Annotated in this window: 13 protein-coding genes; 10 read left to right on the top strand and 3 right to left on the bottom strand. The window is 29.8% G+C overall.

The genetic code is table 11. The features are described 5' to 3' along the window. Nucleotides 1–120 precede the first annotated feature (120 nt). Complete coding sequence (locus DWX29_RS05610; protein ID WP_118565362.1) at nt 121–2,790, bottom strand: YfhO family protein; 2,670 nt, start codon at nt 2,788–2,790, stop codon at nt 121–123. A 423-nt stretch (nt 2,791–3,213) separates the two neighbouring features. Between DWX29_RS05610 and DWX29_RS05605 the strand changes: the two genes are divergently transcribed. From DWX29_RS05605 to DWX29_RS05575, 7 genes are all read left to right on the top strand, one after another. Then, on the top strand, nt 3,214–3,933 hold the full coding sequence (locus DWX29_RS05605; RefSeq protein WP_118565361.1) for a PIG-L family deacetylase: 720 nt from the start codon (nt 3,214–3,216) through the stop codon (nt 3,931–3,933). Between the two features lie 76 nt (nt 3,934–4,009). Beyond that, nucleotides 4,010–4,714 carry a LytTR family DNA-binding domain-containing protein gene (locus tag DWX29_RS05600; protein WP_118565360.1) on the top strand — a complete coding sequence of 235 codons (705 nt, stop codon included), beginning with the start codon at nt 4,010–4,012 and terminating at the stop codon, nt 4,712–4,714. A gap of 204 nt (nt 4,715–4,918) precedes the next feature. After that, nucleotides 4,919–5,311, top strand: coding sequence for a hypothetical protein (locus DWX29_RS05595; protein WP_118565359.1), 393 nt, complete (start codon nt 4,919–4,921; stop codon nt 5,309–5,311). Between the two features lie 83 nt (nt 5,312–5,394). Beyond that, entirely contained in the window at nt 5,395–7,053 is a 1,659-nt protein-coding gene (locus tag DWX29_RS05590) for a hypothetical protein (protein WP_118565358.1), read from the top strand. A 40-nt stretch (nt 7,054–7,093) separates the two neighbouring features. Next, on the top strand, nt 7,094–8,413 hold the full coding sequence (locus tag DWX29_RS05585; protein ID WP_118565357.1) for a hypothetical protein: 1,320 nt from the start codon (nt 7,094–7,096) through the stop codon (nt 8,411–8,413). A gap of 18 nt (nt 8,414–8,431) precedes the next feature. After that, entirely contained in the window at nt 8,432–10,396 is a 1,965-nt protein-coding gene (locus DWX29_RS05580) for a hypothetical protein (protein ID WP_118565356.1), read from the top strand. A 33-nt stretch (nt 10,397–10,429) separates the two neighbouring features. Beyond that, nucleotides 10,430–11,284, top strand: a complete 855-nt coding sequence (locus DWX29_RS05575) for an ABC transporter ATP-binding protein (RefSeq protein ID WP_118565355.1) — start codon at nt 10,430–10,432, stop codon at nt 11,282–11,284. A gap of 214 nt (nt 11,285–11,498) precedes the next feature. Here the strand turns inward: DWX29_RS05575 and DWX29_RS05570 are convergent, their stop codons facing one another. Together DWX29_RS05570 and DWX29_RS05565 are read right to left on the bottom strand one after the other, a co-directional pair. Further along, nucleotides 11,499–12,179: a ribonuclease H family protein gene (locus DWX29_RS05570; RefSeq protein ID WP_118565354.1), complete on the bottom strand. Its 681-nt coding sequence runs from the start codon at nt 12,177–12,179 to the stop codon at nt 11,499–11,501. 20 nt (nt 12,180–12,199) lie between these two features. Next, nucleotides 12,200–13,159 (bottom strand): L,D-transpeptidase, encoded by a 960-nt coding sequence (locus DWX29_RS05565; RefSeq protein WP_118565353.1) that lies wholly within the window; start codon nt 13,157–13,159, stop codon nt 12,200–12,202. A 287-nt stretch (nt 13,160–13,446) separates the two neighbouring features. Here DWX29_RS05565 and DWX29_RS05560 point away from each other — a divergent pair, with 287 nt between their 5' ends. The 3 genes from DWX29_RS05560 to DWX29_RS05550 are packed head-to-tail and all read left to right on the top strand — an operon-like array spanning nt 13,447 to nt 16,631. Continuing rightward, entirely contained in the window at nt 13,447–14,775 is a 1,329-nt protein-coding gene (locus DWX29_RS05560; protein WP_117908717.1) for a glutamine synthetase family protein, read from the top strand. A gap of 52 nt (nt 14,776–14,827) precedes the next feature. Continuing rightward, nucleotides 14,828–15,376 carry an ANTAR domain-containing protein gene (locus tag DWX29_RS05555; RefSeq protein ID WP_118565352.1) on the top strand — a complete coding sequence of 183 codons (549 nt, stop codon included), beginning with the start codon at nt 14,828–14,830 and terminating at the stop codon, nt 15,374–15,376. Between the two features lie 34 nt (nt 15,377–15,410). Then, nucleotides 15,411–16,631 (top strand): LL-diaminopimelate aminotransferase, encoded by a 1,221-nt coding sequence (locus DWX29_RS05550; protein WP_118565351.1) that lies wholly within the window; start codon nt 15,411–15,413, stop codon nt 16,629–16,631. Nucleotides 16,632–16,850: the final 219 nt, after the last annotated feature.

Genomic DNA, 16,850 nt, shown 5'->3' with positions numbered 1-16,850 from the left:
TTTATTCGTCCCTCTTTATTATTAAATATAGATTATAAAACATTTGTTAGGCAGGTAGTAACCATTTTTCTGTATTAAATAAACAGGGTTTTCATTGTATCTAATGTTCGACCCACTTTATCATTGGTTACTTTCAAGACTATCATTCTGATAAACAATATTTCCTGAAAGACCATTTGAGTACGTAAGTTTTTTCCGTTTAAAATGGTTCAATATCTGAATCCACAATCGAATAAAATCATTGCCACAAAATATAAGAAAAAGAACAAGTCCTAATAAGGATGTGTATTTACCAACCTTTATAAGAGGTGCATGATAAACTAATTTAATAATATGATGTCCTGATGAAAGAGAAAATCCTAAAAAGGCATTATCAGTCATAAAGTAATCAATTTTTTGGCCGTCCACATATACTGAGAATCCGTTGTCGTAAGGAATTGTTGTAGTAAAATAACTATCTTTATCTAAAGTAATGTTCCCTGTAATCATATTATTTTCATAAGCAACATCAGTCATCATTGTAATGTTATTTTTTAAGGCAGAAACCTGGTCATAATCAATTTTATAAATTTCAAATTCACTGAATTCAAAACTACATCCTTTAGGAAAACGAATGTTTAATATATTATTGTCAGCAGAATCTGATACAACAAATTTAAAATTGAAATTTTTATTAGGATAAGCAGAATTAAGATCACTTAAACTATTTTGAATACCATTAATTTTAATTGTTGAACGGTTTCTACCATATCCTTTGATATTGCATTTTATAATATAAATGCAGTCCTTTAAATTATCAGGAATCTCAACATTAAAAGTTTTTGCACCCTTCATAGTATCAACATGATAATATCCATCTGTAGTACGCTCTAATTTTAAATCCATATTAAGATTAACCTTCTTTAACATAGAATGATAAGAAGAATTAACATCATCATCAACAACAATATATTTTAATAAAGCAATCTCTTTTTCTTCAGGTGAAAGAGAAAGATATTCGTCTAAACTCATAGTATCTTTAGATGCAAATCCAAGAGAATAAGCATTATCTGATTTATATACCTTGACATTGCCTGCCTGACAGACTGCCTTGTATCCTGCAGGAGCAGTTGTTGTGGAAGCAATGTATTTAACACCCATAAGTGTTTTAAACAAAACATCATTTGATGAAGTGATGGAAATGTCATTAACGGTAGGGTTACTAAGCTGAAGGTCATAATTACACATATTTAAATAAGGCTTATTAAAAACAGATGAGTAACAACCTTCTGAAAAATATTTCTTTCCATATATGATATTATTTGTAAATTTACTATCAGTTATATTGCTCGTTCTGAAAAATGTATCATCACCATTTAATGCAATTGCAATAGCAGCGTTTTTACTTTTATCATAATATTTTGCAGCATCTTTTTTTGCAACCAAAGTGTCAGAAGCATTTCCAACATAGCAACAGAAAATGGCAATTAAAATTGTAGGCAACATAAAAACATAGTTCTTATTTATTTGGCAATAGGCAGCAATAAAACAAAAAGTAATTATAAGGTCAATAACTATTGCAATGTATATTGGATTTTCATGCATATATGCAGAAATTGCAATAAGAACTAATATGCCAAATGTAACGAGTGCTAATTTACCGGTTTCATATTTTTTAGCTAATAAATCCCTTACAAAAAATGCGGTAACAAGCAAAATTAAAGGAACAAATGGAATAAGAGCTTTCCCTCTAATGTATAGAAAACCGTTTAATAAATATTGACCTACAGGAAATGCTGAAACAAACAAAATACAAATGCAAAGAAACTTCTTTGAAAAATCTTTGCTTAATATTAATATGCAGGCTAAAGCTAAAAATGCAATAGCGGTCACACCCATTCCATATGGTGTGTAAAACATTTCGTTATTAGGAAACTGAGGTATAAATAATTTAGCTAAAGAAATTGATTTACCATCAGAAGAACCACGTCCTGATAAAATAGCAGCAAGACTTGGAAGTAAAATTACTGCGGAAAGCAAAATTCCAATAATTGAACTTGCACCATATCTTAAAGCAAAGAACCAAAACGGCTTTTTACCAGCAGGAAGTTTGTAGTATAGTTCCTGATTTTCTTTGTACTCAAAAAATTTGTAAATAGCATAAATACTTATAGCAACAATTCCTGACACAGCAAAGAAATAACTTGTTAAAAACATACATGTAATGCTTAGAATAAGAAGTATCTTTCTGTCTTTTTTATATAAACGGTCAACACCAACTAAAGCTAATAATAAAAATGGAATATAATCCATGAACATTACCTGCTTATGGCTGTGGTATAATAATGGACCGGCGCAGGCAAATAGAAAAGTAATAAAATAAACAGTGCTTCGATTCATGTTGTTGTGTGATTTAAGCCAAAAGTAAAAAATATAAACAGATAACAAAACAACTACAATACTTGAAATGCTTATATATAATGCCATTTGGACATTTGGCAAAAGATAACTTATTAAAATAATTGGATTCATAAATCCGTAATAAGAAAAATTATAAGCATTTTGTCCGGCACCTAAATTAAGATTAAACTCAGGAAAAAGTCTTCCCGTATCATAAAATGACTGCCTAAAATAATCAGGGAGTACACTGTGCTGGGACAGCCAGTCTACGGAAGAACCATAAATATAATCAGAACCTGTTATAAGAAAAACAATTCCAAGAATAAAAGCAGTCACCAAAGAAAGGTAAATGAAATCATTTAACTCTATATATCTTTTGGACGATTTTTTTATAGATTTAATAAAATTCATAATTTACTCCTTTTCCCGAAAACAAATTTTATTTCAAATTAATAAGTACTAACTTCATTAATAGAATTATTAATAAATATGCCAAATAATCATCAAAACAGTTAATAACTTTATTTTTATCTTACATAAATAATGTACAATTCAAAATTTAAAGAACCATATTGAAATATCTTAAGTATTCTTTAAGAATGAAAAAAAGACCGCTTCGTATGTTACAATAAGTCGAAATAAAAACTTACCGGATAATCTTTAAAATAGAAAATAAAATGAACTAGGTTTAGATTTTATAAATATTTCCGATGACGAGTTACTGATAAAAAGAAAGGAGAAAGTAGCACACAGTATTTTGCGTTAAGAAAGCAAAAAATACTTATTTTGTAAAATTTTAGGACATACGATATAGTCGGCTGCTAAAAATAATTTATGAAGAAAAATATAAAAATAAAGAAAAAAATAGCGATTGTTTCTACAGTAATTGTAATAATAGCAATAGTTGTGGCAACGATAATGGAAATAGAATACGGAAAATTTTTATTTATTCCGTCTGTAAAAAACAAGCAAATGGACGAGCTTGATTTAGAAAAATATAATAAATTAATGATTGTGGCACATCCTGATGATGAACTTATATGGGGTGGAGCACATCTTTTAGAAGATGATTATTTGGTTGTATGCATAACAAGGGGGTATGATAAAACAAGAAAAAAAGAGTTTGAAAATGTAATAAATGCAACCGGTGATAAAGGACTTATATTGTTATATCCTGATAAAATAGCAGGGCAAAGAAGCGATTGGGGCAGATGGAAAAAAGATATTGAAAAAGACATTGAAACAATAATTAATTATAAGAATTGGGACGAAATAGTAACTCATAACGAAAAGGGAGAATATGGGCACATACATCATATAATGACACACAATCTTGTAGATGAAGCTTGCGATAAAACAGGAACTGATGCAAAAGTTATGTATTTTGGAAAATATTATAAGAAAATAAATTTACCCGAAATAGGGCTTGAAAAGATAGATGAAGATTTGCTTAAACAGAAAGATGAAATATCAAAACTTTACCCAAGCCAGAAAAAGACAATTGATAAATTACATCATATGTTTCCGTATGAAAATTGGACAGAGAGGGAGTAAGAGAAAAATATATAAATAATTTGCTTTATTATAATTAATATGATACAATTTTAATAATAAAAGAGGGGGTGGCAGTATGAAATTTTTTATTTATAATACAAATAAAGAAATTGCAGCGCAGATAGAAAATTATATATATGAAGAGAGAGAGTTACTTAATAAATGCGTAGAAATAGATGTATCATACAGCATAAATGATACTCTTAAAATATTGAAAACAGATGAGTGGTACGACTTACTATATTTAGGGATAAATAATTTTGATGAAGATGTATTCCGGATAGCCAGTATAATAAGGAATAAATATAAGACAAAAGGACCAGAAATAATTTTTACTGATTATGACACAACTGAATGTCATAAATTATTCAAATATGAACCACTAAATTTCTATTGTTATCCAATTAGAAAAGAAATCATTAAAGTTGATATTGAAAAAATATTTAATAGGGTGAATAAAGAAGAAAATGAAGTTTTGAAATTTCATTATGATGGTATTACAAAAGGAGTATCATTTGACGAAATTATATATATAGAAGCTAAGGGAAATAATAGTGAGATATATAAAAAAGATGGTAATGTAGATAATGCAACAGAAAGCATTTCAAAAATAGAAAGTAGAGTGAAAACTGAGGGATTTATTAAATGCCATAGATCATATATTGCTAATTTGAAATATATAGAAGGATATTCACATAATAAAATTTACATAGAGGGTGGTTATGAAATACCTATTGGTAGAACATACGCTAAAGAGGTAAAAAAAATCATATTTAAGTAATTAAAATGAGGTTATTTATTTTTATTTAAGAAAAATCTTAGATAACAAAATGAATAACCTTTTGTTGTTTGTCAAAAAAAATTGTAGTTTATCACAATAAGAAAGATGCAACAGTTTATGATGTATAATTAAAATGTAGCTACAACAGTTAATGATTATAATCATTAAACTAATGAATAAATAATAAACAGGAGGTTTTATAACATGAACAAGAGAAAAATAATTAGTTCTGTTGTTGCAGCATCTGTATTATCTATAGGAATGTCTATGGGTATATGCGCTAAAACAATAGACACATCAAATTCAATTGGAAGATTAGAATTTTTAACAATAGCCAATACTGGTTTTAAAACAGCTAGGGCTTCAACAAGAATTTCTACTGCTTCAAAGCCAGCAACTGGATATGCAGGAACTGTAATTATGTATACAACTAACGAAAAGGGAACGGTAAAGGAAGTAAGTAGCACTAGCGCTAATAGTGTAACGGAAGTTAGTAGATCAGCAGCATCTGGACATTACTTAGTCAAAGCTAGAGGGATTCATAAACAACTATATATGAATAATGTAATATTAACTGAAAATACACAGTTGCCATAAAAGAAAAGTGATATTAATTATGGTACTAATTGAAAAATATTAGTACCATAATTGCTATTAAAATAAATGCTATTGGAGGTTTTATGAAGAAGGGACTATTATTGCTTGGAATTATGATTGCAGCAATATCACTTGTAGGATGTAAAAATGAAAAAGAGACAAGTAAAAAGATTGATTTATCTAACAATCAAACGAAGATAAATACTAGTAAGTCTAATGATAAAATAATTCCTGATACCGAAGATATAAGCGATGATTATTTAAATGAAAGATATCCCGGCAAAGAAATATTACATTGGGTATATGGAGAAAAGTTCAAATTATCAAACGAAGATATAGAGGAATTTGGTTCAAAATATGGAACACATTTAATATCAAATGAGCAAATTATAACATTAAATGATTATCTCGTATCAAAAGGAAAAAAATATGTAATCAATTTTATAAGAATGGGATGCGGGCAGGAGTATATTAATCAGGTTAAACATATGATTTCTAATAACAATTCTCCGGATATTATAAATGCAAATGTATTTTATGATTACGATGCAAAAACATATAGTATTTTATTAAAGTATGACTTTATAGACGCAGAGTTATTAGAGAATTTAGAACCATATATGTCAGAAAACATGAAAGAATATAAAGAAAATATTCCTGATAGTGTTTATAACAAAAGTAAAGTTAATGGAAAATTTTATGGCATAGGTTCTATGGAAAAAACAACAACTAAAATGTATTGGTATATAAATGAAGATATTGCAAAAAAATATGATATAGATTTAGAATCTATGAAACAGATGAATTACGAAGATTGGGCTCCGTATTTTGAAAAAATATATAATGCTGAAAAAAATGAGGGAACAAGTGATTTTAAGATAATGGATAATTATCCATATACACAAGTTGAAGACACTGCTTTAGGCTATATTGGTAAATTTAGTGGTGAGAATTACATAGATACTAAGTTATTTGGTAAAAACGAAGATACAGGATTGATTGAGAATTATTATGCATCCGACAATGTAAGACAGGCTTTTAAAAATTATACGGATTATTATAAAAAAGAATATTTTAATTATTTAAATCCAACTAAAAAAAATGAAGATGAAATCTTTACCGGAAATTGTTTTGCGTTTTTACAACAGGATATGGATGTGGATAGCTTTGTGGAAAATAACAAGACTAAATATCCTAAATTAAAAAGTGTTAAAAAAATTTATTGCTATAATCAAATTGAGCAATTTGATGAATTGGAAGATATAACAGGAATATGTAGTAAGTCAACTAAAAAAGAAATGGCTATGGATGCGTTAAATACCATATATTCAGATAGAGTGTCTTCGAATATTGCATCTTATCCTTTATATAAAATTGATAGAGAAGATTATACGGAAAATATGGATATAGAAAATTATGCAGGACCATCTAAAATTTTTGCAAATGTGTTTGTGAGATATAGCAGTGATTATAAAAAAGAAGGTAGTGAATTAAAGAAAGAAGAAGATTTAGCAAAAACTTCAGACAAAATTTCGGGTAGATATTTTGATTTGAATGACTCAAAAGATAAGATAAAAAGATTAGTAGAGATAGAAAAAAAGTATATAGATTACAGTGCAGAGTTAAAAGGAAAATTTTTAAATGGGGATTTTGACACTACATGGAATGAATTCCTAAAAGAATTAGATGCAGCAGGAATAGAAGAAGTAATACAATTAATAAATGGACAGATAGATAAATAAATTTGTTTATAAAAAAGTAATAATGGACGGAGAAAATTATATGAATAAAAAGATAATTCAAATAATGTTAGCAATATTATTAGCAATATTATTAGCATTTGCATTAAGTGGATGCGGAAAAGGTAAAGTTCAGACAGGCGAAAATGATAAGTATATTGAATTGGAAGAGAATAAATCGTGCTGCAATGATTTGATGGTTGAAATTGAAAGTTATGGAGAATATAGTGTAATTTATTTTTATGATTATTCCAGTAAAAGTGAAGTTTATGCATGCAGTCAGGCAAATTGCACGCATAATGTTGAAGACTATCAGTCAGGTAAAATAAATTGCAATGCTATCGTAAAAGGTGAGGCGAAATATCCATTTATATATAATGAAAAATTATATTATATCTGTGTAGACACAGATGATTCCGTGTTATGGAGAAGTAATATAGATGGAAGTGAAAAAGAAAAAGTAGCAAAATTAGATAAACCGCTAATTAATATAGGAGCAACTTTCTGCGTTTATGATGGAAAGTTGTATATTGCCAGTGGAGTTCAGGAAGAAGTTGAATATAGTGAGAATTCATCATCATGTTTTATAGTTGAATCAGAAGTATATGAAATTAGTATTGATAGTGGAAAAATAAGACAACTTACAAATATGGGAAAGAAACCGAGTGTATCTTGTGATATGATTCAATGTTTTGAGGGGAAAGTTTATATTAAGTATAGTTTTAATGAAAAAACATATAATGAAGCTGGATTTAAAGATGCTAAATCTTATTCAGATTGGCATACTAGTGACGATTTTTCGATGAAAGAGGATATTGATAGATTAGGAAAAAAACAAAATTATTATGTATATGATTTGAAAAATAACAAACTGGACAAGTTAGATATTGAATTTCAAAGTACTTTGGAGGAATACAAAGGAATTGAAGATAATGATTGTTACTACATAATATGTGTAAAGGGTAATAAGTTGTATTATCAGGATCCGGTACTTGCGAATAGAACCATAGTTTCCTATGATTTTAATACTAAAGAGAAGAAAGAAATATTAAATGCCTACAGTATAGTTTATAAATATATAGATGATAAGATATATATGGTAAGTACATACATGAATGAAAATACTAAAGATGAAGTAATACCTAAAGCCGATTTAAATATATCGCCTAAATATTATATATACGATTTGAATAAAGAAGAATTAATAGAGCAACATTATGGAGTTGATGGAAAAATTTTGTATGTAATTGATGAGAATGATGAAGGATTATTAACATATGAGAAGGCATTTGACGAAAACTATGATTTTATAGATGAACATAGCTTTTATGAAATTCAAAAAAACAGTATAAGTAAAAAATAGAATAATAGGGGGTGCTTTATGCTTATTAAAGAATTAAAGAAAATAATATCGAATAAATGGATATTATTTTTACTTTTTGTTCTAAGTATATTTAATATATTTTTTTGCATTAATTCTCAAAGCAAAGAGTTAAAACAAAGTAATGAAAAAATAGAACAACAACAGGAAAAGATAAACAATTATTCAGAATATATTCAAAGTATGCAGGAAAATCTGAACAAAATATCTTCATTTAAAATGTTTAACGGAAAAAATAATTATCATAAAAAAAGTGCGGAAAAAGTAATCAATGCATATGATAAAGTGAAAAATGTTAAGCCTGAATTTGGAAATTATTCAGTAATTGATAATATTACAAAATTAGGATTTTCAGATGTTGTAATTTTTATAATTATTCTACAGTGTGTGGTTGTGTCTATAAATTGTGACAGAAGGAATGGTATGATGAAACTTATAAAATCCTGTAAAAAGGGAAGAGTTTCTCTAATCATTTCAAAAATAGGAGCGATAATTGTTTCAGATTTAGCTGTAGTCTTACTGATATATATTCCATTATTTGTTGCTTCTATTAATATTATTGGATGTGATAAACTAAATGTCCCGATTCAATCGGTACCTGGATTTTATGAGTCAGCTTTTAATGTATCGGTAATTCAGTATTTGATTTTTTATATTGTATTTAAATATATAGCTGCTATAGCATATTCAGTTATATTATTAGTATGTGTGATATTATTTGAAAATATAGGAATATTGTATACATTAATTGGAATAATAATGACTTTATCTATATTAGCAAAACAATTTATAAATTGGGATTATAAATTAGCAGTATTAAAGATATTAAGTCCGGTAACTCTGATTGACACAACATCATTAACTTATAAATATTACAATATGAATATTTTGGAACAACCATTCAATATAACAGGCGTAGCTATAGTAACTATATGTATTTATTTCATAGCATTTGCCACAATGGGAATAATATTTTTTTCAAATAATGTTGATATAAATATCAAGCTTAAAAAAAATAACAAAGCCTTATCCCAAAAATTCAGAGTTAGAACAATGACATTTATGGAATATAAAAAAGTGTTAGTAATTAATAAGGGAATATTTATACTAATTGCATTAGCCATAACTCAGATATACATGATGAATAATATAGATACACAGATGGACGAAACACAGAAATATTATTCAGAGTATATGCAGAAATTAGAAGGAACAACAAATGACAGCAAAGATTTATATATAAAACAGGAACAGGAAAGATTTGATAATATTCAGAAAGAATATGATGAAAACACAAAACTTTATATGAATAATCAAATAAGCTATGAAAGTTTTATGATAATAAGCAGTCAGTATAGTTGGGATATATTACCTAAAGAAGCGTTTGATATGGTAAAAAATAATAACGAATATGTAAAGAAATTAAAGCGTGAGGAAAAAATAAACGGCTGGTTAATTGATGATATAGGTATAAAATATTTAATAGAACCAAAAAAGATTTATAACGAAATCATCGCATGGATATTTATGATTTCAGCTATAATTTTAATTGTAGTAAGCTGTTTTGCATATGAAAGTGAAACAGGTATGAAAAAATTGACGGATTCAATGCTTTACGGTACTGAAAAGCTTAATAAAAAGAAATGGGGTGTATCAATTGTAATAACAACATTAGCATTTGTTATTGCTAATGTGCCATTCATATTTGTAATAGTAAATAATTTTAGATTATCAGGTGTATTAGCCCCGGCAAAAAGTATGCAAATGTTTTCAGAGATTCCAATTAACGTAAATATACTTACAGTATTAATTGGAATATATTTACTTAAATACATTGTAGTTTTAATAGCGATGATTGTAATAATACTAATTTCAAAACTATGTAATGGACAGATAAAACAAATGGCAATATCTTTTATGGTTTTAGTTATTCCATTAATTGTATATCAGTTATATATAGGGTAAAGAAAAGGAAAATTAATATGGAGGGAATATAGTATGTTGGAAATAAAGGGACTTACAAAAAAATATAAAGATAAACTTGCATTGGATAATTTTACATATACATTTGAAAAAGGCGTGTATGGATTGCTAGGGCCTAACGGTGCCGGAAAATCTACTTTAATGAATATACTTGTTGATGGCATTAAAAAAAGTGGTGGTGATATTCGATATAATGGTGAGAATATTACTAAACTTGGATATAAATATAGAGATATAATCGGATATGTGCCGCAACAACAAGGAATGTATGATTCGTTTACAGCTGAAGAGTTTTTGAATTATATAGCAAATTTAAAAGGCATAAATAAAAAAGAAATTTCTGATAAAGTTACAGAAATGCTTGAGTTTGTTAATTTAGAAAATGTTAGAAAGAAAAAATTAGGCGGATTTTCAGGTGGAATGAAACAGAGAATATTAATAGCCCAGGCATTGATTAATGATCCTGACATTTTGATTTTAGATGAACCGACAGCGGGATTAGATCCAAATGAAAGAATAAGAATACGAAATTTAATAGCACAAATAAGTATAAATAAAATAGTTATTATAGCAACACATATTGTTTCGGATATAGAATTTATTGCAAATAAAATAATAATGCTTTCAGCAGGTAAGATAATCAAAAACGGCAGCCCGTCAGAACTTCTGTCAGAAATTGATGGATATGTATTTGAGGAAATGATTGAAAAGTGTAATGTTGAAATGTATAATCAGAAATATTTGGTAAGTGGACTTATGGCAGGAGCACAGCAAGTTAAAATCAGATATATATGCAATGAAAAAGCGTGTAATGGGCATAAAGTAGAACCCAATTTGGAGGATTATTATTTATATAATACAATAAAGTAGTATAGCTATTTGAAGAAAAATAGGTATATAATAAGAATAGCAGAATTATTTTGAGAATGTTATGTTGCTGTTAGTTTTTTTGTTATATAAGGTAAGTAGAAAGCATAAGAAAGTGAATCAAATGTATGAATTTATTAATGGTGCTGTCGCATTAGCGACAGCACCATATCTGTGTATGGCAAAGCCCTGATTATGCAATTAAGTTTTAATTTTTTTAGTTTATCCCACAGGCTTCTTTGGCAAGCTTATCGGCCAAGTCATTATATTTGTCACCAGAATGACCTTTAACTTTACAAAATGTAATGTCAACTTTTTTCTTCGCCTGTTCATAATATTTTTTATATGCAATTGTGCCGGGCTTATTTGCACGCCAATCGCCCGTACACCATTTTTCTATACCGGCATAATCGTGGTAAATTGCGATATGTTTTATGCCGTGTTCTATAGCAAAATCCATTGCTGCCATTGAACCAAATATTTCACCTGAGACATTTCGCATAGAAGCGAGTTCAGGGTCATCAAAATCTTTAGAAAGATGAAATTCCTCTCCATTATAGAAAATAACACAACCATATGAAAAATGCTTTGTAGCAATATTATAACTTCCGTCTACATAAGCAACGGCTTTTACGGAATTAGAAAATGGTTTGTCATCATCTTCAACAGATTCTTTTATGACAGGAAAATCAGAATCATCAACAGAATCGTCAGATGGCATATCGAAGAGAGACATCTGCTTACTTTCCAAATTAAGATATGCGTAAGCGTCAGCCATATTTGTGAAACTTTTATACAAGGCACCGGGATATCCGTTTACACTTGCTTTACATTCATCCCACGTTTCAAATATTCCGTTTGTTCTTCCAACTTTAACAGCATATATTTTTTTTGCCATAAAACATATTCCTTCCTTAATTATTTTGTGGTTGTTTCTAAATCCTTTTTGGATGTAGTTTTAGAAACTGATTTATCTTTAACTTTAGAAGTAGTTTCTGAATTGTTTTTAGAAGTAGTTTCTAAATTATTTTTATTAGAAGTAGTCTCAGAAGGATATTCCATATATTCTTCGCTTTCATCAGTCTCTTTACCATCTTTCCAAGGATTTCCTGCAACCGGGTCAGTAGGGTCCCAATTAGCTCTCTCATCGTTTAAGTCGATTTTTTTTACTTTTTTAATTTTTACAGGTGGAACTTCTGAATCTGAATCGTAAATTGTAACAGGAGTTCCTTTTGGACAATTATCATATATCCATTTTATTCCGTTAATGTTAAGTCTTACACAGCCAAGGGAAGCGTTGCTTCCAAGTTTATTATATTCTTCACTTTCCAAATCATCGTTGTGTGCACTGTAATATGGAATAGAATGAAGCATGATTGAACCGTTGATACGGATTGCATATTGGGCATAAGAACCATCAACCATTAGTCTCCAAGGATAATAATCGCTTGTTTTAAATGAACCTGTAGGGGTGTCTTTTACATCTTTTCCGACAGAGCACATAAATCCTTTATAAGGAATGGAGTATCTTCCGTTCTTGTCAATTCCATATATAATTACATAATTCTGAGTTCTGTTAACTCTTATCTGATAAGGAAAATCAGCATCAAAATCAATCAAATGCTTTGCAGCATCGCCTGAAGGAGCTGTACTCATCTCTTCTATGGCAGAATCAGCAGGATTGTATGATGTTGTTTCTTCAAATGAAGATGAATCTTCGGTATTTTTTGTTGTAAGTTTTTCAGAATTACTTTTATTATTCATATTTGCATCAGACCTGTGTTCGGTTATTGATATTAAGAATATGCTGATTATTGCAAATAATGCTAAAAATATTATTACAAGTACGTATTTGTTTATTGGATTATTTTTTTTCATGTGTATTAATTCTCATCTTTCAAGTTTTGTCATATAAAGTAAATAAATAAGAAGGCATATATTAATCATGATATGATGTCGGGATTAAAAGTCCCCGACTTTGATGCCTGTTTTCTCACATAATTCTATTGTAAAAATGGAGTAATTGCAATAGGCGGATTTTGTAAATTTAATTAAATTTTATTTAAATTTTATTTATGAATCTAACGTTGACTATCAAATTGTGGTTTGTTATTATTTTATAAGGGTTAGACACCACATACTTTGTTTGGTGAAAGGAGAAACACATGAGATATACAAAACAGGAAATTATTAAAATTGCAGATGAAGAAGATGTTGAATTTATACGTCTTCAGTTCACAGATTTATTTGGGACATTGAAGAATGTTGCAATAACAAGAAGTCAGTTAGAAAAAGCATTGGATAATAAATGTATGTTTGATGGTTCTTCAATTGAAGGATTTGCCAGAATCGAAGAGTCAGACATGTATTTATATCCTGATTTAGATACATTTGAAATATTACCTTTCAGACCGCATCAGGGAAAAGTTGCAAGACTTATTTGCGACGTATATAAAACAGACGGAACACCTTATGAAAGTGATCCAAGATATGTCTTAAAGAAAGTATTAAAAGAAGCAGAAGATATGGGCTATACATTTAATGTAGGACCTGAATGCGAATTCTTTTTATTCCACACAGATGACAATGGATGTCCAACAACAATTACACATGAAAATGCAAGCTATTTTGATTTAGCACCTACAGATTTAGGTGAAAATGCAAGAAGAGACATGGTTCTTAATCTTGAAGATTTAGGATTTGAAATCGAAGCATCACATCACGAAGTAGCACCTGCACAGCATGAAATTGATTTTAAATATGATGAAGCATTAAAGACTGCTGATAATATTATGACATTTAAGCTTACAGTAAAGACAATAGCTAAGAGACATGGACTATATGCATCATTTATGCCTAAGCCAAAATACGGAGTATGTGGTTCAGGAATGCATACTAATATGTCATTGTTTAAAGAAGGAAAAAACATTTTTGCAGATGAAAATGATGAAAGAGGATTAAGTAAGGAGGCTTACAGTTTCATAGCAGGTATCATGGAACATATGAGAAGCATTTCAGCAATTACAAATCCTATCGTAAATTCATACAAGAGGCTTGTACCGGGTTATGAAGCACCTACATACATTGCATGGTCAGCTACTAACAGAAGCCCGCTTGTAAGAGTACCGGCAGCCAGAGGTGTAGGTACAAGAGTTGAACTTCGTTGCCCTGACTGTGCAGCTAATCCATACTTAACATTAGCAGTATGTCTTGCAGCAGGACTTGATGGAATTAAGAGAGGATTAGTTCCGAAAGAAAGTGTACAACAGGATATTTACTCAATGACAAGTAAAGAAAGAGATGAGGCGGGAATTGAAAACCTTCCAAAGAATCTTTATGAAGCTGTTAAGGAAATGAAGAAATCTTCATTTGTTAAGGATGTTTTAGGAAAAGAAACATTTGATAAATATGTATATGCAAAAGAATCAGAATGGATGGAATACACATCTCAGGTTACAGATTGGGAAATTAACAAATATTTAGACAGAATTTAATATTATAGTTTAAACTTAAGTAGATTTTGTAACAGAAACCGGAGGAATGAACGTGGTTGGAATTATAGTAGCATTTCCAAAACCTGAGGACAGCCGGGCAATCAGAAGTTTGTTATCCCGAAATGGGTTTAATGTAGTGGCCAATTGTACTACGGGGGCCAGTGCAATAAACAGAGCTGACGATATTGGTGAAGGCATTATTATAACAGGATATAAACTGCCTGATATGTTATACAGTGATATTGTAGACAATGTAGGAAGCAGTTTTGAAGTGATATTACTTGCATCAAAAAACAGACTGATGGAAGATAATACCGGGGTGGCAACTCTTGAGATGCCATTAAAGGTTAGAGATTTGATTAATTCCGTTGAAATGATGGAAAATCAGATTTTGTCAAAAAGACATAAGACAAAGCGCAAACCGGGTACTAGGAGCCCGGAAGACCAGGCGATAATTAATCAGGCAAAAGAGGCATTAATGACGGTACAGAATCTGACTGAAGAACAGGCACACAGATATTTGCAAAAGAACGCTATGGATAGCGGTTGCACAATGGTTGAAGTGGCAAAGATGGTTTCAGTTATGTTGTATCGCGATTAGCATATATAAATGAACATTAGGAGGATTGAAAAAAATGTTTAAAATTAATGAAAATTACTTGAAACTTAGGGGAAGTTATCTTTTCTCAACAATTGCAAAAAAAGTTGCAGCTTACCAGGAAGCACATCCTGATAAAGAATTAATCAGATTAGGAATTGGAGATGTTACATTGCCATTAGCACCGGCAGTAATTGACAGCCTTCATAAAGCAGTAGATGAAATGGCATCTGCAGAAACATTTCATGGATATGCACCTGATTTAGGATATGAATTTTTGAGAAAAGCAATTGCCGACAATGATTACAAGGCAAGAGGTGTTGAGATTGCGCTTGATGAAATATTTGTAAGTGATGGTGCTAAATCAGATTCAGGTAATATTGGAGAGATTTTCTCACAGGATAATAAGATTGCAGTATGTGACCCTGTTTATCCTGTATATGTAGATACAAATGTAATGGCAGGAAGAACAGGAACTTTTCTTGAAGATGAAGAAAAATGGAGTAATGTAATTTACATGCCATGTACTGCTGAAAATAATTTTGTACCTGAACTTCCTAAGGAAACACCGGATATCATTTATCTTTGCTATCCAAATAACCCAACAGGTTCTACTATTACAAAAGCACAGTTGCAGGAATGGGTTGATTATGCAAATAAGGTTAAGGCAGTTATTATTTATGATGCAGCATATGAAGCTTACATTTCAGAAGAAGATGTTCCACATACAATCTATGAATGTGAAGGTGCTAAAACATGTGCCATTGAATTGAGAAGCTTTTCAAAGAATGCCGGATTTACAGGGACAAGACTTGGCTTTACAGTAATTCCTAAAGAATTAAAGCAGGGCGATGTAATGTTAAACAGCCTTTGGGCAAGAAGACACGGAACAAAGTTTAACGGAGCTCCATACATTATCCAGAGAGCCGGCGAAGCAGTTTACTCAGAAGCAGGAAAGAAGCAGACAGCTGAGCAGGTAGCTTATTACATGAACAATGCAAAGACAATTCGTGAAGGCCTTTCTGAAGCAGGATATAAAGTATCAGGTGGTGTTAATGCACCTTATGTATGGTTACAGGTACCTGAAGGAATGACATCATGGGAATTCTTTGACTACTTATTAGAAAATGCAAATGTAGTAGGAACACCTGGTTCAGGATTTGGACCAAGCGGTGAAGGATACTTCAGACTTACAGGATTTGGAACATATGAAAATACAGTTAAGGCTATTGAAAGAATTAAGGCTTTGAATAAATAGAGGATGTATCGTAAGGTTGAAAGTATAAAACTTTAGTAAGTACAACTATAGAATAATTGAAATAAAAATATGGACTATTAATTGATAAGTTTTCTTACAGTAGGCAGGCAAAATAGTATAGCCTGAAACTTAATAAATATTATTAATTGATAGTCCTTTTATTGTTGCTTTTGTGAAAAAAAGTAGTGAAAATAACCAAAAATACAAAAAAAGGTTGAT

The sequence above is a fragment of the Eubacterium sp. AF19-12LB genome (assembly GCF_003479125.1).
Classification (GTDB): Bacteria; Bacillota; Clostridia; order Lachnospirales; family Lachnospiraceae; genus Eubacterium_U; species Eubacterium_U album.
This window is presented reverse-complemented; position numbering and strand designations above follow the sequence as displayed.

Excerpts from the sequence above, each read along its gene's own strand:
- DWX29_RS05610 (WP_118565362.1), bottom strand. The coding sequence starts at position 2,790 with ATGAATTTTATTAAATCTATAAAAAAATCGTCCAAAAGATATATAGAG.
- DWX29_RS05605 (WP_118565361.1), top strand. The coding sequence starts at position 3,214 with ATGAAGAAAAATATAAAAATAAAGAAAAAAATAGCGATTGTTTCTACA.
- DWX29_RS05600 (WP_118565360.1), top strand. The coding sequence starts at position 4,010 with ATGAAATTTTTTATTTATAATACAAATAAAGAAATTGCAGCGCAGATA.
- DWX29_RS05595 (WP_118565359.1), top strand. The coding sequence starts at position 4,919 with ATGAACAAGAGAAAAATAATTAGTTCTGTTGTTGCAGCATCTGTATTA.
- DWX29_RS05590 (WP_118565358.1), top strand. The coding sequence starts at position 5,395 with ATGAAGAAGGGACTATTATTGCTTGGAATTATGATTGCAGCAATATCA.
- DWX29_RS05585 (WP_118565357.1), top strand. The coding sequence starts at position 7,094 with ATGAATAAAAAGATAATTCAAATAATGTTAGCAATATTATTAGCAATA.
- DWX29_RS05580 (WP_118565356.1), top strand. The coding sequence starts at position 8,432 with ATGCTTATTAAAGAATTAAAGAAAATAATATCGAATAAATGGATATTA.
- DWX29_RS05575 (WP_118565355.1), top strand. The coding sequence starts at position 10,430 with ATGTTGGAAATAAAGGGACTTACAAAAAAATATAAAGATAAACTTGCA.
- DWX29_RS05570 (WP_118565354.1), bottom strand. The coding sequence starts at position 12,179 with ATGGCAAAAAAAATATATGCTGTTAAAGTTGGAAGAACAAACGGAATA.
- DWX29_RS05565 (WP_118565353.1), bottom strand. The coding sequence starts at position 13,159 with ATGAAAAAAAATAATCCAATAAACAAATACGTACTTGTAATAATATTT.
- DWX29_RS05560 (WP_117908717.1), top strand. The coding sequence starts at position 13,447 with ATGAGATATACAAAACAGGAAATTATTAAAATTGCAGATGAAGAAGAT.
- DWX29_RS05550 (WP_118565351.1), top strand. The coding sequence starts at position 15,411 with ATGTTTAAAATTAATGAAAATTACTTGAAACTTAGGGGAAGTTATCTT.